This window comes from Blastomonas natatoria (genome assembly GCF_003201955.1).
GTDB lineage: Bacteria > Pseudomonadota > Alphaproteobacteria > Sphingomonadales > Sphingomonadaceae > Blastomonas > Blastomonas natatoria.
Map to the genome: position 1 here is coordinate 36,498 of NZ_QJJM01000015.1, position 23,562 is coordinate 60,059.

Sequence of the window (23,562 nt, forward strand, 5' to 3'; positions counted from 1 at the left end):
CGCGCGGTAAGTGTCGCGGTGGCTCCCTTGGTCCTTGGGGCACCGCGTTTCAGCCTGAACCTAGGCTAGAGAAAGCTCTTGCCAGCGTGGTTCTCAAACAAAGCCGCATCTCGGACATAGCCAAGCAGCACCTCCACCTTTTTCTGTCGCGAGACCTCCTGCATTTTTGGCAGTGAAGCACCAGCCTTCGCAGCTTCGGTCAGGAATCCCGATCGAAGCGAGTGCGCCCCGACCGCAGCCGGATCGAGACCGACCTTCTCGGCGTAGCGCTGGATCAGGCGAGCAACCGAGCGATCTGACATGGGCTCCTTCGTCATCAAGCCCTGAGCATCGGTTCGATAGAAAAGGGGCCCCGCCTCCCCTCCCCTGACGCTCAGCCATTCGTTGAGGCGGGGACCGGGCTTGAGCACCTTGCCCGACGGAACTGCGATGACCTGCCCCTCCCCCTCCTGGTCGGTCTTCGAGTGCCGGATCGTCAGCTTGAGCCCTTCGCGCACGAGCTCGAGATCGGCGAGCTGCAGAGCGACCAGCTCCGAGCGCCGAAGTGCTGCTGCAAGGCCCAGCGCCATGACCGCACGGTCACGGATTGCCCTCGGGCTCGATCCTTCTGCAGCCGCAATCATCCGCGCCAGATCGGCCGCCAGAATGGCGCTCTTCTTGCGTGTCGGCCGTGCGCGCTGCTCGCGCCGAATGCCGGCGAGCGTATCGGCGATGACATCGCGGGGATCACGGTGCTGCGGCGCCACGTGCCCCGCCTGCCTGTGGTGCCAGGCAATGGCAGCAAGGTGCCGCCCGATCGTACTGTCCGCCCTCCCCGCTTGAGCCAGTGACGCCAGCCAGGTTGCAACCACCTCGGGCATCGCGGGCATGGGCTCAAGGTCGCGCGTCCAGCACCATTCTTCGAACTGCCGCCAGTCGCTGTCATAGGCGCGGACGGTGTTCGCGGCCTTGGATCGCGCCCTGTAGGAACGGGCGGCCTCGATTTCGGCGGCGAGCTGCGGAGGGATTGCCTGTCCGAGCGAGACGAGGCCCTCATCGATCGGCACCTCAACGATCAGCCCGGTGCCGTCAGCCAAAGCGCCTCTCCTTCATGCTCGATCGCGCCGCTGGTTTCTTCGGCGTTCTGCCCTTGGGAGAGCGGCGGCGTCGCAGCGGATTTGAGGCACTCTATATAGATTGTCGTGTTGTCCGTGAAGGGCTCTTATCGGACAGCAAAGGCACCGTACAAGCTGGGTATACTTTTTAGGCCATTTATATACTATCTGGCCGATGGCATCCGCCCCAGCACCCTGGCAACTGACGCTTGCCCGCATCGAAGGCGCCCTCCCCTTCATCTCACCCGAGCTGTCCGAATGCCTTGCGCTGGCCTCACTCCGGCGCCTCTGGCGCATGCATGTGCGCGATTATCCGTTTGATAATCTTGGAATTGAACACAATCCGGGGCTTGAGGCCGACGAGCTTGTGCGCTCGTGGTATTCCGAAGAACGCCGTCAGTTCTTGTCGTGGATCAGCCGGCGAGGTCACCCTACCCTCGCCCATGCCGCCAAGCTGGTCATGGACGCCAAATGTCACTCCGAAGGGTTCAGCGAGGCCTACTTGCCCGCCGATCGCGCGCTCGAACGGCTCGATGCGCTGCTGCCGACCCGTGATCCGATGGGGACTCTGCTTGAATGGTTGGCGGAGCTGCGAACTGAAGAAATCGACTTTCTTGAAGGCGGCAGCGAAACGGTCCAGGCTGGCGGTATCGTCATTACGCGCGCATCACCGCGCGGCGCGGCCTGGGCCGCTTCTTTGTCGGCAGCGATACGCCCTCACCTGTTCGGTCTGGGTTCCGCGCCGATTGTGCTCGCAGGCACAATGCCGCGGCGACTCTTCAAGGAACATCGGGAAGAGCCCTTCCCTGCGGCGCTGCGAGGTGCGCTTGATGGAGCCAGCGCGAGTGCGGCCGAAGATATTGAAAGGATGCGGGCAGGCCTTGACCGGGGGCAAGGAGCGTTGTCGCACCTTAAAGCGTCCTCCACTGCCCCGCAGGCTTGGAAAATACTGATCGGTCTTGGGCCATTAAACAGAGCTGAACTCGCCAGAGCGCTTCAAGTTACAAAACGGACGGCGTCTCAAGCGGCAAGCGCTCTTGTGATGTCCAAACTCGTTTCATTGAGACAGCTCGATGGCGCATTGCGGCCTCAGCAGAACATAATCAATGCCCGATTTGATCAACCTGAAGCTTGAGTGTGGCTAGCTTGCCGCATTGAAGGTTTTCGGATATCTGGGTGTCGCAAAACCTTCAAGGATCTTTTGAATGGCATATTCAGATTCAATAGCGGGTCAGATCGGTGATCTTGCTGAAGCAGGAGAGCGCATGATCGAGCGACTCCGCCGCAAGGCTTTTCTGCCTGACAGTCGCAAAGGCCTCAACATCAGGTTTGGCATCGCTGATACAGCGCAATTGCTTGGCTGTTCTACCAACAGGATTCGGATGGCGGAGGAAGACGGCCGCCTCCCCGCCCCGCCATCTGGCGAAAATGGAAGGCGCTTGGGATACACGATCGAGGAGGTTTTGCACATGCGCAAAGTGCTTGATGCAAGCCCGGCGCGCGCCCCCAAAGACACCCCGGCCATCATCGCAGTTCAAAACTTCAAAGGGGGCGTGGGAAAATCGACCGTAACGACCCACCTAGCCCATTACTTTGCCGTTCAGGGCTACCGCGTTCTTGTAGTCGACTGCGATAGTCAGGCAACCACGACCACCCTGTTCGGGTTCAATCCGCACTTCAACATTACGCGCGAAGAAACGCTTTATCCTTATCTGTCGATTGACCCGACGCAGGCGGACCTTCTTTACGCAGTCAAGAACACCCCGTGGCCCAACGTCGATCTGATCCCGTCGAATCTGGAACTCTTCGACGTCGAGTATGAGCTTGCTGCTTCTGGGGCTGATGGCCAAAATGTGCTCGCGGCACGCTTCCGTAAGCTCAAACAGGGACTTATCGACCTTGGGCGGAATTACGATGTGGTCATTCTCGATCCTCCCCCAGCCCTTGGGACAATTTCGCTCGCGGTCATGCAAGCCGCGAATTCACTGCTCGTGCCCTTGGCTGCAACAACGCCGGATTTCTGCTCGACGGTCCAATTCCTATCCATGATGGATCAGGTAATCGAACAACTCATCGAAGCAGGCGTCATAGTTGAGTACAATTTTGTTCGCTTGCTGTGCTCGAAGTTCGATAGCGGTGATCCGAGCCACGAAATGGTGCGCGCGATCATGGAGCAGAGCTTCGGCCCCGCCCTCCTGCCGGTACCGATCCTCGAAAGCGCCGAAATTAGCCACGCCGCGCTACGCATGATGACTGTTTATGAGCTTGAAAAACCCATCGGCACATCAAGAACGCACAAACGCTGCAGATCGAATCTCGATGAGGCACTTGGCCAAGTCGAGCAACTCGTACGGCAAGGCTGGGGACGAACTCAGGCCATTGATGAGGCACTGCTGGTCAATGGATAACCGAGCAGCCCCTGCCCCTCCGACTACAATCCTTCAGAAACGCGCGGCCGCTTTCTGGGCGGGAATTTGAGAGACCACCGATGGCAAAGAAACAGAAGGATTACCTGACATCGTTGCTTGCAGACGACGGTAGCGACGGATCTGCAACCCCGCTTGACGGCGAGGAAGATGTGGCGTCGTTCGCGCGCCAAGAACGATCGCGGCGAAATTCACTTCTCGGTCGGGAAAGTGCTCTCGCCCGCGTTGCCAGCGGCGAAGTCCGGCAAGTTACGCAAATTGCGCTGGATCCCGCACGCGTCCGACCCTGGGTCGGAAACGCTCGTTCATATGGTCATTTGAGTGAGGAGAACTGCCGCGACCTGATCGATGCGATCATTGCGGAAGGCGGTCAGAAGGTTCCTGCGATTGTTCGGCGGATCGATGGCGACCCGACATTCGAGTATGAAGTCATCGCAGGCACACGGCGCCACTGGTCAATTTCATGGCTGCGGCAGAACTCCTACCCAGATATGAAATTTCTCGCGCAGGTGGCCGACCTCGATGACGAAGCCGCCTTCCGCCTCGCGGACATCGAGAACCGGGCCCGCAAGGACGTCTCCGATCTTGAGCGAGCGCGCAATTATGCGGCAGCGCTGAAGACACATTACGGCAACCACCAGTCGCGCATGGCGCAACGGCTCAAACTTTCTCAGAGTTGGCTTTCCAAAATGATCAAGGTTGCTGCGATCCCCGACGCCGTGATCGCAGCATTCGCATCCCCTGCCGACGTTCAGCTAAAGCCCGCTTATCCGTTGGCTCAAGCCTTGAGTGACCCAAAGCGGGCGCCACATATTCATAAAGCTGCAAAAGGGCTTGCAGACAAGCAAGTGCGCCTTCGAAGTGCGGGCAAGGCGACGCTTTCCGCCCAAGAGGTCATCAGAATCCTGCTGACGTCCGATGAAGCGCCGACCGAACCCAGAGAGATTGTCATTCCAGGAGCGCATGACCGGCCAGCAGTAAGCCTTCAGCGCGTCAATCGACAAGGCGTTACCTTGCGGCTTCACGCTGGGCACGGCCTTTCAGACGATGACCTTCTGGCCAAAGTCCGAATTCTGCTCGAAACACTCACGGCTGAGGGCGGGGGCCTGCAAAGGTGAGCACCGCCCTCCCCCATCTGGTCAGGACCGCCCCCCATCAGGATTATTCCCCGGGGAATAATCATCGCGGACAACAGGCGTCACTCAAATGACGCGCGCCAGCAAGAAGAGCGTCTCGGAACAGTTCGATCTGTTCCTGCCCTATCTGGCCGACCTCCCACTGCGCGATCAACGCGAGATGATGGAAAGGCCCTTTTTCTCGCTTGCGAAGCGCAAACGGGTCAAGCCGATCGAATATACCGCGCCAGACGGCAAGCTATGGGTACATGTCAGCTCCAACCCCGACTACGGCATGGCTACGATCTGGGACGCCGACATTCTCATCTATTGTGCTAGCCAGCTTGCTGACATGGCCCGGCGAGGGGTCAATGACGTCCCACGCAAGCTCCACATCATGCCTTACGACTTGTTGCGTGCGATCGGTCGACCGACCACGGGCCGCGCCTATGAGCTTTTAGGCCAAGCTCTGGATCGCCTGGTCTCAACAACTATCAAGACCAACATCCGCGCTGAGAACCGCAGGGAAGCCACGTTCAGCTGGCTGGATGGCTGGACTCAGCTCGTCGACGAAAAGACAGAGCGCAGCCGCGGAATGACGCTCGAGCTATCGAACTGGTTCTGGGAAGGCGTGATGATGAAAGGCGGAGTGCTTAGCATTGACCGCGCCTACTTCGATATTACCGGGGGTCGTGAACGTTGGTTATACAGAGTGGCTCGCAAGCATGCTGGCGGCGCTGGTCAAACCGGCTTTGCAATCTCCATGCCTGTCCTATTTGAAAAATCCGGCGCAGAAGGCGAGTATCGGCGCTTCAAATTCGAAGTTATCAAACTGGCGGAGAAAAATGATCTGCCAGGCTATCGACTCCTGATCGAGCAAGGGAAGGGCAGCGAGCCGCTTCTCCGAATGATCCGCTTGGACGATCAGGCTGCCGCAAAGACGAATAGCCAACCTTCGGAAGACATGCCTGCACCGCATTCTCCCGTTTATTCCCCGGGGAAAGATCATAGTGTAACAAAGCGCAAACCGCCGGCATCCGAGGCGACAGAAGCCGTAGAGGTTCAATTCTTTGACGCTCGGTCGCTTGTCCGCTCCGCAGTTGCGGGACTCTCCGACAAGGCTACGCGAGGTATTATTGCAGATGAAACGATGGCTTATCTGCGGGAAAAATGCCCAGGCTGGGACCTCTATGCTCTTCATGCCGAATTCGAAAGCTGGGTGAATGCCGATCCGGCAAGGACACCTGCAAACTGGCAGAAGGCCTTCATCGGATGGGTGAAGCGCCACCATGAAAAGCACAAACACGAGTTACGCAGGTAACCAACGCGATTTGAATAAAAATCTGCGCCAAGCGCCGCTGACATAAGCCGTCCACTAGGGGTTCCCATCGATGGTGCGTTCCAAATGTGTCGTGTCGAATCGGCATCAGCCGCGAAAGCCACACCCAGCAAGCGTCCTTTGAAGCTCTTACCAGCATGTCACCGCGATAATGATTCAATTTCTCTGGGCATCTGGCCTCCAGATCCTGTTTCTCGACACATTGAGAACGGTTTCGAACGGTCACCGACACATCGGGAACGCAAAAGCGAACTTTCGGGAACACGCCTTCGAACTTTCAGGAACACAATGCCGACACATCGGGAACCGCGCAGTGGAAAATCATCAGAGAATACAGCGAGTCGCAGCATCACATCGGCCTCTTAACTAGTCTAACTTAACTGTAACCCATCTAACCCGTTGGAAGTTATAGTTTTTCCAGAATATATTGATGGCGAAATGCAAGAGCGAACCTTACGTGGGCCCACATTCCTTTTCGGACGACGCATTGCCATAGCGGGGAACAGTCTTCGATCGGCACCCCAGCTTTCATAAGCAAAATCGAGTCCCTGAATCACAGAGGCTTCTGTGATTCAGAATTCCAATTGGACCGACCGCAAATGATCTTGGCACTATTTCCGAATGGAAACTCCAGAGAACCAGTCATGGCATTGGCAAGCAATAGACCCGTCCCGCAACGTCGCGCGCGACTATCATCTCTGGATTGAGACGGATCTGTTTGGCTGGACAACCGTTGAGCGGCGCTGGGGACGAATCGGTACGAAAGGGCAGGGGGTGACCACCAGCTTTCCAGATAGAAGACAGGCAGACACAATCGCACAGCAGATCCGGATCCGGCGCGAAAGCGCATTTAAGCGGATTGGTGTTCGCTACCAGGCAGTCGAGTGACTTCCCTCAACAATTAGGTGGCTCTTCAGAGCTGAACACTTCTCCAAAAACTCCCCAGTTTCGCCAAAGGGAGAGGGGGAAGGCCTGATGCGGTTCAGCATCAGGAGCAGACCGTGACCGACCTTTTTGAACAATCCAGCCAGAAGCTGGACGCAGCAATCACCGAAATCCAGCACGCCATCGCCACCGGAATGGCGAACAAGCAACGCCTGTTTGAGACGATGCGCCAGCTTTACGGGGAGGGCTCCGCAAACGGCGCATGGAGCCAGAGGGACGCCTTTGACCTGCTCGAGGCGGCATTGACGCGCCACATGGCCGGACTGCTGAACAAGCCTCAGATGCTGCACCAGATTTCGGAGATCAGTGCGCTTATCGAGGCACTGCCGACACATACGGTCAGAAGTGAAGACCAGATCAGGTACCAGCAATTCTCGACGCCCGCAGACCTCGCAGCGCTTTGCGTGATTTTGGCGCAGCCACTCGCAACCGATATCGTTCTTGAACCGAGCGCCGGACATGGCGCTCTGGTGGCAACTTTGCCCGATGTCAGCGCATTGCATCTCAACGAAATCGATCCGCGCAGGCGTGAAAAGCTGGTTCTGCTGTTTGCCGATGCAACCATCACAGGGATCGATGGAGCCATGCTGGCTTCCCATCTCGACGCGGCTGTGCAGCCAAGCCTGATCCTGATGAACCCGCCGTTCTCCCGGTCAATGGGACGAGGAGCAGACGCGTTCGCAGCGGTGCGTCACCTGCGCGCTGCCATAACGCGCCTCAGGCAGGGGGGGCGGATCGTCGCGATCATGCCGGACTGGTTCACGACGAGCGCAAAGCTTGCGAAAATCTACGAAGACACCTTTGCCTCTTGCACGGTCCGCACATCCATCCGCCTTGATAAGTGCTATCACAAGCAGGGCACCAGCGTGGCCGTGCGCTTGTACGTGATCGACAAGATCCCGGGTCAGATCAAACCTGCAGTTTTGGCGCGGGAGACAGTTGCAGACGTCGCGACTGCGGTTCCAATCATCAAACGCGTGACAGTCCAGCCCGGCTGCGAACCGCGCGCGGTGCCGCCGAAAGCAAAGCCGGATGCGCTCTTCAAATCCATGCGGGCAACGCCGATCACAAAGCCCGTCAAAGCGAGGGCAGCCCAAACCCCCAAGATCGAAGCACTGGCGTTCAGTACCTTGGAGAAGCCGCGCGTTCTCGGTGAGCAAAGCGGGGTCTACATCCCGTACCGGCCAAGCCGGGTCGACATTGTTGGTGCACGCGAACATCCGACGCCGCTCGTCGAGAGCGTGGCCATGGGTTCGATCCCGGCACCTATCCCGGATTATGTCCCGGCGCTGCAGGATCGGGTCTTGCAGGAAAGCCTGCTATCCGAGGCCCAGATCGAAACTGTCATCTATGCCGGAAACGCGTGGCAGCAGTATCTGCCTGGCTTATTCGTTCCGGCTGAAGAGGGCGTTGGCCTGCAACTCGACGAGAATGGGCGCGCCTACCGCAAGGGCTATTTCCTCGGCGATGGCACGGGGGCAGGGAAGGGCAGGCAGATCGCCGCCTGCATCCTTGATGGCTGGCTTGCTGGACGCCGCAAGGCCATCTGGGTCTCGAAGAACGAAAGCCTGCTCGAAGACGCGCGCCGCGATTGGAGCGCTATCGGGGGCCTTGCGGCCGACATTCAGCCGCTTTCCAGCTGGAAGATCGATCAGGCGGTTCCGTTTCGTGAAGGGATCCTGTTCGTCACTTACCCGACCCTTCGCAGCCAGCGTCAGGACGCTACGCGCCTGAAGCAGCTGCTCGATTGGGCGGGCGAGGATTTCGACGGTGTCATCGCCTTCGATGAGAGCCACGAGATGGGCGGTGTGGCAGGAGGCGAGGGCGCCCGCGGCACGAAAAGCGGATCCTTGCAGGGCATCGCCGGCGTGCTGCTGCAAAACAATCTGCCCGATGCCCGGGTTCTCTACGCCTCTGCGACTGGGGCCTCGGAGGTCAACAACCTTGCCTATGCCGTGCGGCTTGGTCTGTGGGGACCTGGCACCGCGTTTGCCAACCGCGAAGATTTCATCAGCCAGATCAGGGCAGGGGGCATCGCTGCGATGGAACTCGTGTCGCGGGACCTCAAGGCACTGGGCCTCTATCAGGCGCGCGCGCTCAGCTTTGCAGGCGTCGAATACGAGATCCTGAAACATGATCTGACCGCCGAACAGATCGCCGTCTACGACACTTATGCGGACGCCTGGGCGATCATTCATCAGAACCTTGAGGAGGCGCTGGAGCTGACCGGCGTCGTCGATGAAATCGACGGCACAACGCTCAACAGCGGTGCGAAAGTCGCAGCGCGAAGCCGGTTTGAAAGCACCAAGCAGCGGTTCTTCAACCAGTTGCTGCTGTCAATGAAGCTACCCACGCTGATTGCTGCCATCAATTTCCATCTGGATCGCGATGAGGTGGTTGTCGTTCAACTGGTTTCGACCGCCGAAAGCATCCTCGATCGCCGTCTCGACAGCCTCTCCCCAGCAGAGCGAGCCGATCTCGACCTCGATCTCAGCCCGCTCGACGCCGTGATCGAGTACCTCGAGCGGGCCTTCCCCACCCAACAGATGCAGGTATTCGTCGACGATACAGGCACGCAGCGCTCGGCACCGATGTTCGACGAGGAAGGACGTCCAGTACACAACCAGACTGCGATTGCCCGCCGCGGCGAGATGATCGAGCACCTGTGTGCCATGCCGCCGATAAAGCCAGCGCTGGACGGGATAATCGAGCACTACGGGCCGGACAGGGTCGCTGAGGTGACCGGGCGCAGCAAGCGGCTCATAACCCAGAGCGACGGCCAGCAGCGGCTCGAGACCCGCTCGCCGCGGACGAACCAGTCCGAAACAGACCAGTTCATGGATGGCAGGAAGCCCATCCTGGTCTTCAGCGACGCGGGCGGCACCGGGCGGTCTTATCACGCCAGCCTTGACGCAACTTGCCAGAAGCGTCGCATCCACTTCCTGCTTGAGCCGGGATGGCGAGCCGACCGCGCCATTCAGGGGCTGGGCCGAACGCATCGGACACATCAGGCGAACACGCCGCTGTTCCGGCCTGTAACCACGAACTGCAAGGGGGAACTGCGGTTCACCAGCACCATTGCGCGCAGGCTCGACAGCTTGGGGGCGCTGACGCGGGGTCAACGACAGACGGGCGGCCAGAACCTCTTCGACCCTGCCGACAATCTCGAAAGCGAATACGCCAAGGCGGCTCTCTCGACCTGGTTTGCCTTGCTGGCACACGGCAAGCTCAAGAGCGCAACGCTGATAGACTTCCAGCGCCGTAGCGGGCTCAAGATTGTCTCGGAAGACGGCATTCTCGAAGAGGACCTTCCGCCGATCCAGCGTTGGCTCAATCGCATCCTTGCATTGCCGATCGGAATGCAAAATGCGATCTTCGAAGAATTTCTGGGGCTTGTCGAGGCGCGGGTGTCAGCAGCGCGCGAGGCGGGATCGCTCGATGTGGGCGTCGAAACCATGAGGGTCGAACAGGCCGAGGTCGTCGAAGACATCGTCCTACGGACTGATGAACGAACCGGCGCCACCTCGCATTTGCTGCAGTTGGCTCTCAAGACGAGAGCGCGGCCGATATCGCTTGAGCGTGTCCTTGAGCGCCGTGATTATGCCGACGGCTGCATTCTGCTTCACAATACCAAGAGCGGGAAAGCAGCTCTGGCTGAACCTTCGCGGCACTTCATGACCGAGCAAGGCGAGTTGATCCGGCGGGTTATCCTCCACCGTCCCCTGCGGCGCGAATACCACCACTTCGATGACCTCGCCGAATCCGCATGGGAGGAAGCCCCCCGTGGGACCTTCGAGAACTTGTGGCAAAGCGAAGTGGCAGAACTTGCCGAACGGCTCACCACAGAGACCGTGTACCTCGCGACCGGACTTCTCCTGCCGATATGGTCTAGCCTTCCCATCGACTATCTGGAGGTCCGCCGCATCGTGGACGAAGAGGGCAGAAGCTGGCTCGGCCGCATGGTTCACGAACTCGACGTTGCGAAGCTACTCGAGAAGTTCGATATTGCCACCACCGTTGAACTTAGCCCGGACACGATCATCAAGGCGCTCGGCGAAGGCCGGACAGTCCCGATCAAGCAGCCGTTCGAGGCGACCTTCAAATGCTCCCGTGTGGCAGGCGAGAAGCGCTATGAAATCGTCGGAGCTGCGGCGGAGCAGCTTCCCTGGCTCAAGAGCATCGGCTGCTTCACGGAGATTATCGCGTTTCGTACCCGGGTGTTTATTCCCTCAAGATCAGCGATTTCGGTGATCGGCGCGCTGCTCCGGGCGTAATGCAGGAATTCTGGCGGACCGCATCGGGAATGGCGGAAGCGTAACCTTAAGGGTTACACTTCTCTTGACTCTTCGTGTAACTTATGGGATTACACCCCAATGGAAATCGGCACCATCCGCCATAAGGCGCTTCGCAGGTTTGCTGAAACCGGGAAGCCAGCAGGGCTGATGGAGGCTGACCGGCTTCGGCGCATGCTGGCTTTCATTGCGTCGGCGGGGAGTGTGGATGAATTGGCAGTGCCGCCCAATTTCGGGTTTCATCCACTCACCGGAGACAGAGAGGGATATTTTGCCATGACGGTAACCCGAAACTGGCGGCTGACATTCACACTGATCGACGAACTGACCGTCGCCGATCTCGATCTGGAGGACTATCACTGATGGCCATCAAGCTCCATGACAGCTTCGCGATCCATCCGGGCCCTTGGCTGCTCGAAGAGATCGTGAAGCCTTACAACATGAACGTGTCGAGCACGGCAGATCATCTCAAGGTCACCCGGCCAGCCTTAAGCCGTCTGCTCAATTGCAGGGCCGCGCTAACGCCGGAGATGGCTATCCGCTTTGAGAAAGCGTTCGGTATTTCTGCCGCCACCATGCTGCGGATGCAGTCTGCCTATGATCTTGCGCAAGCCAAAAGCGGATCGGAGACCATCAGCATCGCGCGTGTGCGCGAACCTGCCTAGCTTGTCTCAAGCGCGCTCACGATGACCAAGGTCCCGGTGTTACTTGCTCAATCAGATACCCCGCATAACTTCAGGGCCCCAATGCTTCGGCGCGCTTAAAGGTAAAAACACGATTGATGCTCGTTCTTTCTTTCCGGCCAATTATGGCCTTGGAGAAAGAAAATGACCTACTCTCACCTCGATCCGGCAATGCAAAACCGGGTCTCGTGGAATGCCGGCAGAACCGTCGGCACCAAACGGCCACTCACTCAGAAGCAGATTTGGGCGATCCGGTTCTTCCTTGATCGCGAGGAGCGGCTCCGTGACCGCGCCCTGTTCGACCTGGCGATCGACAGCAAGCTGCGGGGCTGCGATTTGGTGAAGCTTAAGGTCGGCGATCTCGTGGCCGGATCTGAAGTTCGCGACCGCGCAATGGTCATCCAGCGGAAGACCGGGCGACCCGTGCAATTTGAAATCACCGCAGACGCCCGCTCGAGCCTGGCGACATGGCTGCTGCGGCGGGGAGGAACCCTCGATGATTTCGTGTTCCCAAGCAGGATCCATTCCGGCCAACCAATGAGCACGCGGCAGTATGCTCGCCTCGTCGATGAGTGGGTCACCGCGGTCGGGTTGCGGCGGGAAGACTACGGCACCCATTCCATGCGGCGCACCAAGGCGGCCATGATCTACCGGACAACCGGAAATCTGCGTGCAGTGCAAATCCTGCTGGGCCATTCGAAGATCGAGAATACCGTTCGGTATCTTGGGGTCGACGTGGAAGATGCTCTTGTACTGGCGGAGCGCATCGAGATCTGACAAAGTTTGCGGTCGTCGGGCGAGCTCCGATGGCCGCTTTTGTCAAAGTACGGCAATCATCGAACCGGCAACAAGTGGGTGGATAGCTTCCGGTCTGCTCTCAGGCGGCCAGGCCGGGGTAGCAGACACTGAGCCGATCAGCGCAGGACGGCAGCAACGCGCCCCAATAGCGGCCATAAAGTCAGGCGAGGACAAGCCTGAAAGCTGCCGTTCCAAAGTTTCGTCTGATTGAGGAAAATAAGCCTTCAATCGCAATAGGTCGAAAAATTTTCTTCGCGACGCGTCTTGGTCGCTGAAGTGAGGCGCATCAAATCCTCATTAGTTTCGCCCTCGCCCTAACGTGACCGTGCACGAATTAAGTTGCTCCTTCATTATGATTTTCGGATGAGCACCATCCCAGCAATCACAAGCGCGCCGCCAGCCAGAAGCCAGGATTGATCGACAAGCAACGCGCTAGCTATGATCAATGCGGCAGCTAGAGGGCCTTTCAAGGACTGACGCTCATTGCGAAGTCCTGCGAGTTGCTCGATACTGAGCGGATCGAGCTGAACCGGCACATATCCTGACTTTGCGATCGAGTTCGCAGTGGCAAGTATGTCGGGCAAGGACGCCGACAACCCCAGCAGCTGACCGCGAAGTTTCTTCAAACCCGACCGAGCGCTAGCGAGCGAGAACCGCTCGGCGAAAAGCTCCGTCATGATCGGCCGGGTGTCCTCGGCAATGTTATAGTCGGGTGCCAGTGATCGGACGACACCCTCTGCCGTAAGCAAGGTACGCAGAAGGATGGCCAGATCGGGTGGCAGGACCAGTTGATAATCCCGCAAAAGATCGAAAACGCGGGAAAAAATTTGCGAGAACTCGATTCCAGAAAGCACGGTCCCCCTGAACTCTCCGATCAAATGATCGAGAGCCACCGCGAGCGCATCGCGATCCACCTTCGGCGCCCCCGTCCATGCGAGCAGGACATCCGCGACTTCGCTCGTTTCCTCGCCAGCGATCGCAAGCACGAGCCGAACGATCTCGTCGCGCCTCGTCTTGGTGAGCGTCCCGACTGATCCGAAGTCGATGAAGCCGACATCCTGCTCGCCGATCAGGAAAACATTGCCGGGATGAGGGTCGCCGTGGAATTCGCCGTTCAGGATGATCATGCGCAGGACAGCGTTGGCATAGCTTTTAGCGAAAGCCGCCACCGGCGGGTCGCCGGATGGGCTGCCCAGCGAAGACGCGGGCCTGCCGTACAGGCGTTCCTGAACGTTCACCCGCAGCCCGGTCAGTTCCCAATGGATGGCCGGGGTCCTGACGCCGATGGTATCGAGATATGCGCCGATCCGCTCGCAGGCTCGGGATTCCGCAGCGAGGTCCATCTCCCAGGCTAGATTGCGGCCGAAGGTCCGCAGAAACTCGACTGGCCGGTAACGCGCGATGTCAGGCGAGCGTGCTTCTGCGATCTCGGCAAGACGCACAAGCAGGCGCACATCGGCTTCCATGCGCGCGGCGGTGCCCGGGCGGCGAACCTTCACGATGACCTCGCTACCGTCCTGTAGCTTGGCGGAATAGGTCTGTGCAATCGAGGCGGACGCCAAAGGCTGTTCGTCGAACTGCGCAAAGTCGTTCCGCCAGTCCTCACCCCAGCTTGAAGCAAGTACGGGCTCGATATCTGCGAAGCGCACTGGCGACACCTGATCGTGCAGGGTTGAGAATGCCGTGATCCAGTGTTCGGTAAACAGATCGCTTCGGGTGGCGAGGAGCTGCCCCAGCTTTATACCAACTGGCCCGATGTCACGGAGGAACGCGACAACTGCAGCCGGACGAAATTCGCGAGGATCGATGACATTGCTCGAAGAGGGAATAAATCCGAGGGCTCCGGCGAGATTTTTCGCGCCGTGCCTCATTAGGATTTGGCCGATCTCCGCGGCGCGAGCGATGCTGCTGATAGGCTTTTCCGGGGGCGATGCCATGATTTTACTCAGCCTCGGCCCGGAGTTGGTCCAGATTTTCCGATACCCTTGCAAGAATCTGCTGCAACGTTTGCTTCTCGTCGGCGGCAATGTCGCGCCAAAGCAGACCATGAAGCCTATCCGCGGAGCCTCTCAGTTCGGGCAGCAGATCGTCAAGCTGCTCCGTGAGGATGAGCTGCCACGCTCGCCGATCCGTCTCAGCTCGAAGCCTTTTCATCAGCCCGCGTGCGCAAAGACCTGCAACCGCCAGGCCGATGGTCGCCGATTCCAGTTCCAGTTTCTTGGCGATTTCAGCCTGCGTAAGGGCAGGATCGCGAAGAAGTTGTCCGATGATCCTCCACTGTGTCTGATTGAGACCGATCCTGGCGACCCTCGCATCGTACACTCTGCGCGCGCCGCGACTGATCTCGTCCATAAGATAGAGAATGCGGTCATCATCGGTGATGACCTTCTGCCGACGCTGAGACCGTGACATGGTATCTGGTTTTTCATCCATAGCGCTGTGTAGTCGGATAGCCTCGGATGCCCAAATGCAAACTGCTAAATGCCTTTACTATCTGACTCACGGCTCATAGGGCGCGAGACGCGTTCACCTTTTACTGAGGCTGCCGAAAGAGTCAGATGACCGATAACTCCAACCAACCGGAGCAGGAGGGCACAACCCCAACGAAACCGCAATCGCGGCGTGGCTTGCGCATCGTGCTAATCATCGTTGGTCTTGCCGTGCTGCTTGGCGGGATCTGGTGGTACTACCGGCACGTAACCTACGGACAGTACATGCAGACGACCGATAACGCCTATGTCGCTGCCGACAGCGTCGTTATCTCTTCCAAGGTAGCGGGATACGTCGAAGAGGTCTTCGTGGGGGAGAACGAGCAGGTTGCTCGCGGCGGAGCCCTCGTACAACTGGATCTGCGGGATTATCAGGCGCAAGCGCAACAGGCGCGCGCACAGATCGCTGCGACCCTGGCCGGTGCCGACACAATCCGTTCTCAGGTAGCCGAACAGGATGCAGCCATTCGCCAGGCGCGGGGCCAACTCGCCGCCGCGCGCGCAGCACTGGACCTCGCGAACGACCAGGTGGCGCGATATCGGCCCCTTGCCGCGACAGGAGCCGAACCGCGGGAAAAGCTAGACCAGTATGAGGCGCAGGCGCGGCAAGCGCGGGCCGAACTCGTCGCCGCGCAGGCGGCGGTGGCTGCCGCGACCGCGCGCCGAGGGACCCTGTTCGAGCAGATCAACCAGACCCAGGCGCAGGCGGACGCTGCTCGCGCTCAGCTGGAAACAGCCGACCTTACGGTTGAATCGACCTTGCTGCGCGCCAGCAAGGCCGGCCGCGTCGGCGATCTCTCGGTGAGGGTGGGCCAGTTCGTGCAACCGGGTCAACGTTTGATGACGGTGGTTCCGGTGAGGGCGATCTACGTGACGGCAAACTTCAAGGAAACGCAGGTCGGCCTGATCCGGGCCGGCCAAAGCGTCAGGCTCGAAGTTGACGCCCTACCCGACCTTGAGATCGCGGGACGAGTGGTCAGCATATCGCCGGGAACGGGCGCGGAATTTTCCATCCTCCCCCCCGAAAATGCCACCGGCAACTTTACCAAGATCGTTCAACGGATACCCGTCCGCATCGGTATCGATGCTCCCCCTGAAGTGCGGCGTCTGCTCGTTCCCGGCATGTCGGTAGTGGCTACGGTCGACACCCGGAATGCTGCCGGCGAATTGGAAGAGATCTCGAGTCGGACTCAATGACCGAGATACTGGCAGCGCAGGACACTTCGATCGGGCCGGCCGGGGGCCGAAAGAACGCAGACGTGACTGCCTGGGTCGCTGTGGCCGCGGGCGCGCTTGGCGCCATGCTCGCGACGCTGGACATATCAATCGTCAATTCCGCACTCCCCGTCATTCAGGGCGAGATCGGTGCCACAGGCGCCGAAGGCACCTGGATTGCTACGTCATTTCTCGTTGCTGAAATCGTCGTCATTCCGCTGAGCGCTTGGCTCGAACGGCTGTTCGGTCTGCGAACCCTCCTCATCATCGCGGTTAGCGCGTTCACCGCATTTTCGGTGCTATGCGGGATTGCAACCGACCTTACGACCATGATCATCGGCCGAACGGGTCAGGGATTCACGGGCGGAGTCCTCATTCCGACCGCAATGACTATTGTGGCTAAACGATTACCGCCGCACCAACAGCCAATCGGAATGGCCCTGTTCGGCATGACTGTGGTTCTTGGCCCCGTGATGGGGCCATTGATCGGCGGCTGGCTGACCGAGAACCTGAGCTGGCACTATGCCTTTTTCGTCAATGTGCCAGTCTGCGCAATCCTGCTGCTCTTGCTGTTTATCGGGCTGCCTCACGAGAAGCCCAAGTGGGAATATCTCACGGACGCCGATTGGGCTGGCATTCTCGGGCTGATCCTCGGACTGGGCGGTCTGACTGTTGTACTCGAGGAAGGGCACCGTGAGGAATGGTTCGAGTCCTCACTCATTCGCTGGCTAACGGTGGTGACCATTATCGGCTTTGCCTGTTTGATTTACGGACAGGTGAAGGCACGCAAGCCAGTCTTGAAGTTGCAGCTCCTGTTGAATCGACAGTTCGCCAGCGTCGCGATCATGGCGCTCGCCCTGGGCATGGTGATGTATGGTTCGACCTATGTCATTCCGCAGTTTCTGGCGATCATCTCTGACTATAATGCTTTTCAGACGGGACTGGTCATCTTCTGGATGGGTGTCCCGGCCTTTCTCCTGATGCCGGTTCTGCCCCTGATGATCCGCAAGGTGGACATCCGCATTGCCGTCGGCACCGGAATGCTGCTGATGGCGATCAGCTGCTTTGTCAGCACGAGTCTGACCGCCGAATCCGGCGGCGCTGTCTTCACTGAAAGTCAGCTTATCCGCGGGGCCGGAATGATACTTGCGATGATGTTCCTGAATCAGGCAACGGTTGCGTCGGTGGCCAAGGAAGACGCGGGCGATGCCTCGGGCATTTTCAACGCGGCCCGCAATCTTGGCGGATCATTCGCCCTCTCGGCCCTCGCTTCGTTCCAGGACCAGCGAATTTGGCACCATACGAGGCGCATGGAAGAAACGCTGAATGCGAACAGCGTTTCGCTGCAGACCTATCTCGACGGACTGGCGCGAAGCTTGGGCGATATGGAACGAGCGATGGCGGCACTCGGCGGCACTCTCCAGCGCGAAGCGTTCATCATGACCTACAATGATGTCTTTCTGGTGATGGGACTTCTCACACTCGCGACAGTCCCGCTTGTTCTGTTCCTCAAGCCGCTTCCGGAAAATGTCTCCCTTTCGATGCACTGAGCCCGAGATTATGCGCCACTTGCTACCTCCGATTATCACTATCGCCTTGCTAGCTGGATGCACGGCTGGGCCCGATTATGCAGGCCCCCAGGAAGTTGTGTCAGCAGACACGGGCACTCGCTTTGTGCGCGCTGGCAGTGATGTGAGCGCATCTGATCCGGTTGTCGCTCAATGGTGGCTGCTGCTCGGCGATCCCGAGTTGACGCGGCTGGTGGAGGCTGCGCTGTCCGGCAACCCTTCGCTCGCCGCAGCGCAGGCGCGCATTGCCCAGGCACGGGCATCCATCAGGCAAGACCGTGCGGGTCGAATGCCATCGCTTGGGGCACAGGCCACCACCGTGCAGGGCCGGCTTCGGGGTCTCGACATTCAAGGCGGGGCGCCCCCCCCGTCAGAGCAAACCAATTCCGACGCAGAAACCGATGACTCGCTCAGCTTTTTCAATGTGGGCCTTAACGCCAACTGGGAGCTGGAGTTCGCCGGTGGCTCGCGCAGGCGCATTGAAGCCAGCAATGCCCAAGCTGCTGCAACGGTGGCCAATGCAGAGGACGCAAAGGTCCAGTTGACTGCCCAAGTGGCCAGCACCTACGTCAATTTGCGGGAGGCCCAATTCCGCGCAGAGCAATTTGAGGCGCAGATTTCGTTGCAGGAAGAGATCCTGGCGCTGACATACCAACGCTATCAGCGCGGTGCATTGCCGCTTTTCCCGGTAGGCACCGCGAATGCCGAACTGGAGATGCTCAAGTCACAACTTGCCGAAGCTGAAGCGGATATCGCAGTCCTGTCTGATGCACTCGCTATACTGACCGGACAGGTGCCGGGATCAGTTGATGCAGCGCTCACGACTGCGCATTCCATTCCCATGCCGCCAGAGCAGGTCGCGATCGGCGATCCGGCAAGCCTGGTGGCGCGTCGGCCTGACATAAGGGCGGCCGAACGGTCTCTTGCCGCGTCGACGGCGCGGATCGGGGTGGCCGAGGCGGCGCGGTTCCCGAAATTGTCCTTCACGGGGATCCTGGGCCTCGGCGGATCCTCGTTGGACGACGTTGTCGATGTCGGCGATTTCTCCGCACTCGCGATCCCACGCCTCCAGTGGAATTTTCTGGATTTCGGCAGGGTAGACGCTGCGATCGACCAAGCCGGGGCGGCGCGCAACGAAGCAGTCGCCAATTACCAGCAGACGGTGCTTCTGGCACTGCAAGACGCCGAACGTGCCTTGGCTCGCTTCGGCCAGCAGCGTGTGGCGCTCGCTGCCAGTATGCAAATCAAGAAGCAGGCTGACGGCGCGGCGGACCTGAACCGCCAACGTTTTGCCGCAGGAGCGATCTCGAAGGCTGACCTCAACCGGGCCCTGCGAGAACAGCAGCAGGCCTCAGCAGACCTCGTCCGGGCAAAGGGTGCCCTTACGCTGGCGTGGATCGCGCTGCAGAAGTCGCTGGGCCTTGGGTGGCAAGAGCCTGTTCGAGATCAATAGTCCCGCCGCGCTGATCAAGTGATCCGGTTGACGAGAAGTAGGCGCCCCTGCCGCTGGCGACCAACTTGTCGTCGGGCTCGAGAACCCGGGTTTCCGCCACCGAAATCTGTCGCCCGATCTTCACGATCTGTCCGTGAGCAGTGAGAGGTCCTGAGGTTGCAGGACGGTGGTAATCGACATGCAGATCGGCCGTCGCTCTCGCCGCGACGCCCCCGGCAAGCAGAGTATAAAGCCCGGTGAGGTCGACCAGTGAAGCCAGGATCCCTCCATGCGCCGACCCAATCATAGGGTTCGACACGATCTCTTCGCGCCATGGCATGGTGATCGCGATTCCCTGGTCGGAGCATGTTGCAATCTCCAGCCCAAGCCATCGATGAAACGGCGCGATATTCAGCATTTCCTGCAAGCGCTCTCGATCGATCATAGCTCCCTCGTCCCCTGTGGTTGAGCCGTATCGCAAGAGTGATGGGTTCGTAGGAAATCGACGATAGCGGCGGAGAAGGCATCGTTCGCATCGCCCACGACCATGTGCGTGGCATCGGCAATATCGGTGTATTCTGCATGGGGGGCGAGTTGTCGCAGATGCAAAACGGCCTCTTCGGAAACAAGATCGCTAGAGCCGCCTCGGATGAGGTGAAGCGGAAGCGTGAGATTCGCCGCAGCTTGGCTCAGCATTGCCGATTGACGTTCTTGGCTGTCTGGGTCGCCTTGTCTGGCTGACATTATATTACGGATAAACACCGGGTCCCAGTGCCAATAGAAGCGCCCATCCGACTTCTGCCGCAGATAGTTTTTCAGACCATCGCTCGCGCCCCGCTTGGGACGATGCGGCATGTAGCGAGCGATCACGTCGGCCGCCTCCTCTGGTGAGGCGAAGCCGCTATCGACATGCTCTTCCATGAAACCAACCACGCGCATCACACCGCTGGGCTCCATGCGCGGGGCAATGTCGACCAATGTGAGTGAAGCAAAGCTACCTGGAGCAAGCTCCCCTGCGGCAATCAGTCCAGCGAGCCCGCCCAGTGAAGCGCCAACCAGCGCTGGCTTCTGGTCCAGGCGCGACGCTGCAGCGACCAGATCCGCCGCGAAGTCGCGCATTTCATAAGCTCCGAATGGCGACCAATCGCTGTCTCCGTGACCGCCCATGTCGAAGGCGATTGCGCGAAAGCCGGCTTGAGCCAGCTCGCTGACCACCCTTCTCCACGCGCGCCGTGTCTGCCCGCCGCCGTGCGCAAGAAGGACGGGTATGGCGTAGGCATCCCCCTCAGCCTCGGCTGTAAGAGAAATCGCGCCTGCGCCCTCAATCGTAAAGGTTTCTCTCGCCATCTCCGGATGGTAGGAAAGGCGCGCTAAATAGTAAACCAATTTAGTTTGTGGCTCTCGGCTCCGTGTTGGCTGTCCTGCAGGGGCGTTTCAACGACGGCAAAAGTCTATGCCAAGAGGGGTTTCTCCAGACCATTCTCTAATGCACCGGCTTGCGATTCGGTCAGCAGTCGCTGTCCGCTTAATCCGCTCAAAGATATAAAAGCTGCCTTTCCGCTTCCGGCCCAAAAGCCGCTGAGTTGCTTGAGCGGAACGAACGGCTCGTTTCGGGCAGCAGAAACTTCCACGCTATGACCGAGATGGGGTCGCTTCCTGAATGGCAGATTTTTTCAGCGAAGGCAGCTTCCTGCCGTTCGGCTTATGGTGACGGAACCTGCCAGCCAGCTTCTGCGCGTTTCTCGTCGGCAGCCGATATTCAGGAATCGACCCCAAAACGGCCACTTTTGAATGTGGGGTGTCTGCATCAAGTATTCCCCCCTAGGACGCCATGGAAACCCTAGCTCCAACAGATGGAACTAGACTGAGCCAGTCGCGCGGGGCAAGGCCACGCTCTTGACCCAAAAGCGATGCAATCGGTCCACCATGCGTGACGACGATCCCGCGTCCTTCAGGCAGGCTAGCCATAGCGGTAGCTATGCGCGCCGCGAGCTCGCAGGTGGTCTCCCCGCCGCCTGGGCGGAACTTATCAGGGGCCTCGATCATCCCGTCCATCGCATTGCCGCTTGCCCGGAAGATTGCGTTCCAGCTCTGGCCCTCCCAAGTCCCGAAATCGCGTTCGCGCCATGCCGGGTCGGCATGGATCGGGCAGCCAACATGTCGGGCGACTGCGACAGAAAGGCGGCGGGTGCGCGTTAAATCACTGTGGAGGATCCATTCTGGGCGCAAGGCAGCCAGTTCCTGCGCGAGCGGCCCGATCGCCGCCGCGCCCGTCCGGCTGAGGCCCACATCTGTGACCCCGTAGCAGCGACCGCGCCAACGCAGAGCAACTTCGGTATGGCGCACAAGCGTTATCTTATCCGCCATGACCGAGCGCCACCGCCGCCAACAGCAGGATCAACTGGCCAGTATAGGCCCCAAAGCCAAGGCAGTCGCCCGTGGTCCCGCCGATCCGACGTAGAAGCATGCCGCGAAGCCAGATGAGGAATATCCCGCCAGCAAGGACAGTAGCCAGAAGCGCACGCCCATCGAGAAAGGCGAAGGCCGCGAGCGCAGGAAAGGCAGTCATTGCGCCCATCACCACCGTGCGCGCAGTCACCGCGTTGCCGATATCCTTGGCGAGCCCGGTTCCGGCGGGCGCAGGGGCGATTAGCGCCATTGCCGCCACCACTAGCGCCCGTGCAAAGCAGGCCGAAGCGACAATCGCAGCGGCTGTAAGCAGTGGGTCGTCTGCCACTGGCAGGCTCATCAGCAGCACCGCACGCAGGGCGACAGCAAGGCCAAGGCCTAGCGCGCCATAGCTACCGATGCGGCTGTCCTTCATGATCCGGCGCACGTCTTCGGTCGTGTAGCCGCCACCGAAGGCATCGCAGAAATCAGCTACGGCGTCCTCATGGAACGCTCCGGTCAGCCGGGCCTCGATCATCAGCGCGATGATCACCGCGACCGCCAGCGGCAGGAACTGCGCAAGACCCAGCACTGCTCCCGCTGTCACCATTCCGATCAGCGTGCCCACCAGCGGAAACCAGCCCACGGCCCTGACGAGGCCCGCCTGCACCTGCGGCCCCTCGAGCCGATCGAGCACGGGCACCGGCACACGGGTGAGGAATTGCAGCGCCAGCAACGGCGGCGCCCATGGCGGGACAGGCGAAGGCGCCGGGTTCATCCCGTCACCTCGCTCAGCAAGGCGACCTTGCCGATCAGAGCTGCCGCGCTGTCGAGCAACGGCAGGGCGACCAGCGCTCCGCTGCCTTCGCCGAGCCGCATCTGCCAGTCGAGCAGCGGTGCAAGGCCAAGCTGCGCAAGTGCTGCCGCATGCCCCGGCTCTGCTGATTGGTGCGCGGCGATCATCATGGTTGCGGTGCCCGGGTAGAGCCGTTCTGCCACCAGCGCTGCGGCAGTTGCGACATAGCCATCGAGCAGCAAGGTCATGCGCCGGCGGGCACCTTCGGCGAAGCAGCCCGCCATGGCGATGATTTCGAAACCAGCCACCTCGGCAATTGCCGCACGGGGATCGGCGCCAAGCATCATGACGGCGCGCGCGGCGGCGGCGGTCACGATCGCCCGCTTGCGCGCCAGAATCTCGTCATCCGCACCCGCGCCGCGCCCGGTCGCCGTGTCGCTGTCGGCACCGGCGAGCAGCATGGTGAGGCAAGCCGCAGTCGTCGTGTTTCCGATGCCCATCTCGCCCAGCAGCAGCACAGCGACACCAGCATCAGCCGCTCGCCGCGCCGCCTTCTCACCCAGATCCCATGCAGCGGCAAATTGCTCTGCGGTCATGGCAGGGCCGTGCGCCAGCGAGCGTGTTCCGCCTGCGAGTATCTGCTGCGGGGGAAGGGCGGCTCCCGCCGGGGGAAAGGCTGCCCCGGCATCGATCAGCTCAAGATCGCATTCATGCGCTGCCGCAAGCGCGCTGCTGGTCGCCTTGCCCGCAGCAATCGTCGCCATCATCGCCCCGGTAACAGCCTGCGGCCATGCGGAGACTCCATCGGCCACCACGCCGTGATCGGCTGCGAACAGGATCAGGCGGCGCGGGTGCGTGACCGGGTCAAGCCGCTGCTGAATGCGCGCCAGATCGGTCGCCAAGGCTTCCAACCGCCCCATGCTGCCCTGCGGCTTGGCAAGCGCATCAAGATGCGCGGCAATTGCCTGGTCGCTTAGCATTG

20 protein-coding genes are annotated in these 23,562 nt (G+C 60.0%); 12 read left to right on the plus strand and 8 right to left on the minus strand.

The window, feature by feature from the left end; all coding sequences use genetic code 11:
* Window positions 1–65 precede the first annotated feature (65 nt).
* A complete protein-coding gene (locus tag C7451_RS16320) occupies window positions 66–1,076 on the minus strand; it encodes a site-specific integrase (RefSeq protein ID WP_230960947.1) in 1,011 nt (336 codons plus the stop codon).
* Between the two features lie 193 nt (window positions 1,077–1,269).
* On the opposite strand from C7451_RS16320, the gene C7451_RS16325 reads away from it, so the two are divergent.
* The 9 genes from C7451_RS16325 (at window position 1,270) to C7451_RS16365 (ending at window position 12,671) form a co-directional block, all read left to right on the plus strand.
* Window positions 1,270–2,229, plus strand: coding sequence for a hypothetical protein (locus tag C7451_RS16325; RefSeq protein ID WP_110300004.1), 960 nt, complete (start codon window positions 1,270–1,272; stop codon window positions 2,227–2,229).
* A gap of 70 nt (window positions 2,230–2,299) precedes the next feature.
* Window positions 2,300–3,502 (plus strand): AAA family ATPase, encoded by a 1,203-nt coding sequence (locus C7451_RS16330; protein ID WP_066110819.1) that lies wholly within the window; start codon window positions 2,300–2,302, stop codon window positions 3,500–3,502.
* 80 nt (window positions 3,503–3,582) lie between these two features.
* Window positions 3,583–4,638, plus strand: a complete 1,056-nt coding sequence (locus C7451_RS16335) for a ParB/RepB/Spo0J family partition protein (RefSeq protein WP_066110817.1) — start codon at window positions 3,583–3,585, stop codon at window positions 4,636–4,638.
* Window positions 4,639–4,726: 88 nt separating this feature from the next.
* Complete coding sequence (locus C7451_RS16340; protein ID WP_066110815.1) at window positions 4,727–5,956, plus strand: replication initiator protein A; 1,230 nt, start codon at window positions 4,727–4,729, stop codon at window positions 5,954–5,956.
* 639 nt (window positions 5,957–6,595) lie between these two features.
* Window positions 6,596–6,862, plus strand: coding sequence for a WGR domain-containing protein (locus C7451_RS16345; RefSeq protein ID WP_081095480.1), 267 nt, complete (start codon window positions 6,596–6,598; stop codon window positions 6,860–6,862).
* A gap of 113 nt (window positions 6,863–6,975) precedes the next feature.
* The gene (locus C7451_RS16350; protein ID WP_425266502.1) at window positions 6,976–11,193 is read left to right on the plus strand and encodes a strawberry notch family protein; all 4,218 of its coding nucleotides are present in this window, start codon (window positions 6,976–6,978) and stop codon (window positions 11,191–11,193) included.
* Window positions 11,194–11,292: 99 nt separating this feature from the next.
* Window positions 11,293–11,574 (plus strand): type II toxin-antitoxin system RelE/ParE family toxin, encoded by a 282-nt coding sequence (locus C7451_RS16355; protein ID WP_066110518.1) that lies wholly within the window; start codon window positions 11,293–11,295, stop codon window positions 11,572–11,574.
* The gene (locus C7451_RS16360; RefSeq protein ID WP_066110516.1) at window positions 11,574–11,876 is read left to right on the plus strand and encodes a HigA family addiction module antitoxin; all 303 of its coding nucleotides are present in this window, start codon (window positions 11,574–11,576) and stop codon (window positions 11,874–11,876) included. Before C7451_RS16355 ends, C7451_RS16360 begins: the two co-directional genes overlap by 1 nt.
* Before the next feature lie 162 nt (window positions 11,877–12,038).
* Window positions 12,039–12,671, plus strand: a complete 633-nt coding sequence (locus tag C7451_RS16365; RefSeq protein ID WP_066110513.1) for a tyrosine-type recombinase/integrase — start codon at window positions 12,039–12,041, stop codon at window positions 12,669–12,671.
* 371 nt (window positions 12,672–13,042) lie between these two features.
* On the opposite strand, the gene C7451_RS16370 is transcribed toward C7451_RS16365, so the two are convergent.
* Both C7451_RS16370 and C7451_RS20505 read right to left on the minus strand, forming a co-directional pair.
* Window positions 13,043–14,629 (minus strand): ABC1 kinase family protein, encoded by a 1,587-nt coding sequence (locus C7451_RS16370; protein WP_110300005.1) that lies wholly within the window; start codon window positions 14,627–14,629, stop codon window positions 13,043–13,045.
* Window positions 14,630–14,633: 4 nt separating this feature from the next.
* On the minus strand, window positions 14,634–15,125 hold the full coding sequence (locus C7451_RS20505; RefSeq protein ID WP_110300006.1) for a MarR family winged helix-turn-helix transcriptional regulator: 492 nt from the start codon (window positions 15,123–15,125) through the stop codon (window positions 14,634–14,636).
* A 125-nt stretch (window positions 15,126–15,250) separates the two neighbouring features.
* Between C7451_RS20505 and C7451_RS16380 the strand changes: the two genes are divergently transcribed.
* The 3 genes from C7451_RS16380 to C7451_RS16390 are packed head-to-tail and all read left to right on the plus strand — an operon-like array spanning window position 15,251 to window position 19,417.
* Complete coding sequence (locus tag C7451_RS16380; RefSeq protein ID WP_061926347.1) at window positions 15,251–16,378, plus strand: HlyD family secretion protein; 1,128 nt, start codon at window positions 15,251–15,253, stop codon at window positions 16,376–16,378.
* The gene (locus C7451_RS16385) at window positions 16,375–17,946 is read left to right on the plus strand and encodes an MDR family MFS transporter (RefSeq protein ID WP_066531950.1); all 1,572 of its coding nucleotides are present in this window, start codon (window positions 16,375–16,377) and stop codon (window positions 17,944–17,946) included. Before C7451_RS16380 ends, C7451_RS16385 begins: the two co-directional genes overlap by 4 nt.
* A gap of 10 nt (window positions 17,947–17,956) precedes the next feature.
* Complete coding sequence (locus C7451_RS16390) at window positions 17,957–19,417, plus strand: efflux transporter outer membrane subunit (protein ID WP_082745686.1); 1,461 nt, start codon at window positions 17,957–17,959, stop codon at window positions 19,415–19,417.
* On the opposite strand, the gene C7451_RS16395 is transcribed toward C7451_RS16390, so the two are convergent.
* From C7451_RS16395 to cobT, 5 genes are all read right to left on the minus strand, one after another.
* On the minus strand, window positions 19,347–19,841 hold the full coding sequence (locus C7451_RS16395; protein WP_082745685.1) for a hotdog fold thioesterase: 495 nt from the start codon (window positions 19,839–19,841) through the stop codon (window positions 19,347–19,349). The two genes, C7451_RS16390 and C7451_RS16395, sit on opposite strands and share 71 nt — an antisense overlap.
* Window positions 19,838–20,743, minus strand: a complete 906-nt coding sequence (locus C7451_RS16400; protein WP_110300007.1) for an alpha/beta fold hydrolase — start codon at window positions 20,741–20,743, stop codon at window positions 19,838–19,840. The genes C7451_RS16395 and C7451_RS16400 overlap by 4 nt, the downstream gene beginning before the upstream one ends.
* Window positions 20,744–21,217: 474 nt before the next feature.
* Entirely contained in the window at window positions 21,218–21,763 is a 546-nt protein-coding gene (locus C7451_RS16405) for a histidine phosphatase family protein (RefSeq protein WP_067400047.1), read from the minus strand.
* A complete protein-coding gene (locus C7451_RS16410; protein WP_066111078.1) occupies window positions 21,753–22,562 on the minus strand; it encodes an adenosylcobinamide-GDP ribazoletransferase in 810 nt (269 codons plus the stop codon). Before C7451_RS16410 ends, C7451_RS16405 begins: the two co-directional genes overlap by 11 nt.
* Entirely contained in the window at window positions 22,559–23,560 is a 1,002-nt protein-coding gene (gene cobT / locus C7451_RS16415; protein WP_066111074.1) for a nicotinate-nucleotide--dimethylbenzimidazole phosphoribosyltransferase, read from the minus strand. Before cobT ends, C7451_RS16410 begins: the two co-directional genes overlap by 4 nt.
* Window positions 23,561–23,562 lie beyond the last annotated feature (2 nt).

Bases quoted from the DNA above. Each gene is read 5' to 3' on its own strand.
- C7451_RS16325 (WP_110300004.1), top strand. From the start codon at position 1,270: ATGGCATCCGCCCCAGCACCCTGGCAACTGACGCTTGCCCGCATCGAA.
- C7451_RS16330 (WP_066110819.1), top strand. From the start codon at position 2,300: ATGGCATATTCAGATTCAATAGCGGGTCAGATCGGTGATCTTGCTGAA.
- C7451_RS16335 (WP_066110817.1), top strand. From the start codon at position 3,583: ATGGCAAAGAAACAGAAGGATTACCTGACATCGTTGCTTGCAGACGAC.
- C7451_RS16340 (WP_066110815.1), top strand. From the start codon at position 4,727: ATGACGCGCGCCAGCAAGAAGAGCGTCTCGGAACAGTTCGATCTGTTC.
- C7451_RS16345 (WP_081095480.1), top strand. From the start codon at position 6,596: ATGGAAACTCCAGAGAACCAGTCATGGCATTGGCAAGCAATAGACCCG.
- C7451_RS16355 (WP_066110518.1), top strand. From the start codon at position 11,293: ATGGAAATCGGCACCATCCGCCATAAGGCGCTTCGCAGGTTTGCTGAA.
- C7451_RS16360 (WP_066110516.1), top strand. From the start codon at position 11,574: ATGGCCATCAAGCTCCATGACAGCTTCGCGATCCATCCGGGCCCTTGG.
- C7451_RS16365 (WP_066110513.1), top strand. From the start codon at position 12,039: ATGACCTACTCTCACCTCGATCCGGCAATGCAAAACCGGGTCTCGTGG.
- C7451_RS16370 (WP_110300005.1), bottom strand. From the start codon at position 14,629: ATGGCATCGCCCCCGGAAAAGCCTATCAGCAGCATCGCTCGCGCCGCG.
- C7451_RS20505 (WP_110300006.1), bottom strand. From the start codon at position 15,125: ATGGATGAAAAACCAGATACCATGTCACGGTCTCAGCGTCGGCAGAAG.
- C7451_RS16380 (WP_061926347.1), top strand. From the start codon at position 15,251: ATGACCGATAACTCCAACCAACCGGAGCAGGAGGGCACAACCCCAACG.
- C7451_RS16385 (WP_066531950.1), top strand. From the start codon at position 16,375: ATGACCGAGATACTGGCAGCGCAGGACACTTCGATCGGGCCGGCCGGG.
- C7451_RS16390 (WP_082745686.1), top strand. From the start codon at position 17,957: ATGCGCCACTTGCTACCTCCGATTATCACTATCGCCTTGCTAGCTGGA.
- C7451_RS16395 (WP_082745685.1), bottom strand. From the start codon at position 19,841: ATGATCGATCGAGAGCGCTTGCAGGAAATGCTGAATATCGCGCCGTTT.
- C7451_RS16400 (WP_110300007.1), bottom strand. From the start codon at position 20,743: ATGGCGAGAGAAACCTTTACGATTGAGGGCGCAGGCGCGATTTCTCTT.
- C7451_RS16405 (WP_067400047.1), bottom strand. From the start codon at position 21,763: ATGGCGGATAAGATAACGCTTGTGCGCCATACCGAAGTTGCTCTGCGT.
- C7451_RS16410 (WP_066111078.1), bottom strand. From the start codon at position 22,562: ATGAACCCGGCGCCTTCGCCTGTCCCGCCATGGGCGCCGCCGTTGCTG.
- cobT (WP_066111074.1), bottom strand. From the start codon at position 23,560: ATGCTAAGCGACCAGGCAATTGCCGCGCATCTTGATGCGCTTGCCAAG.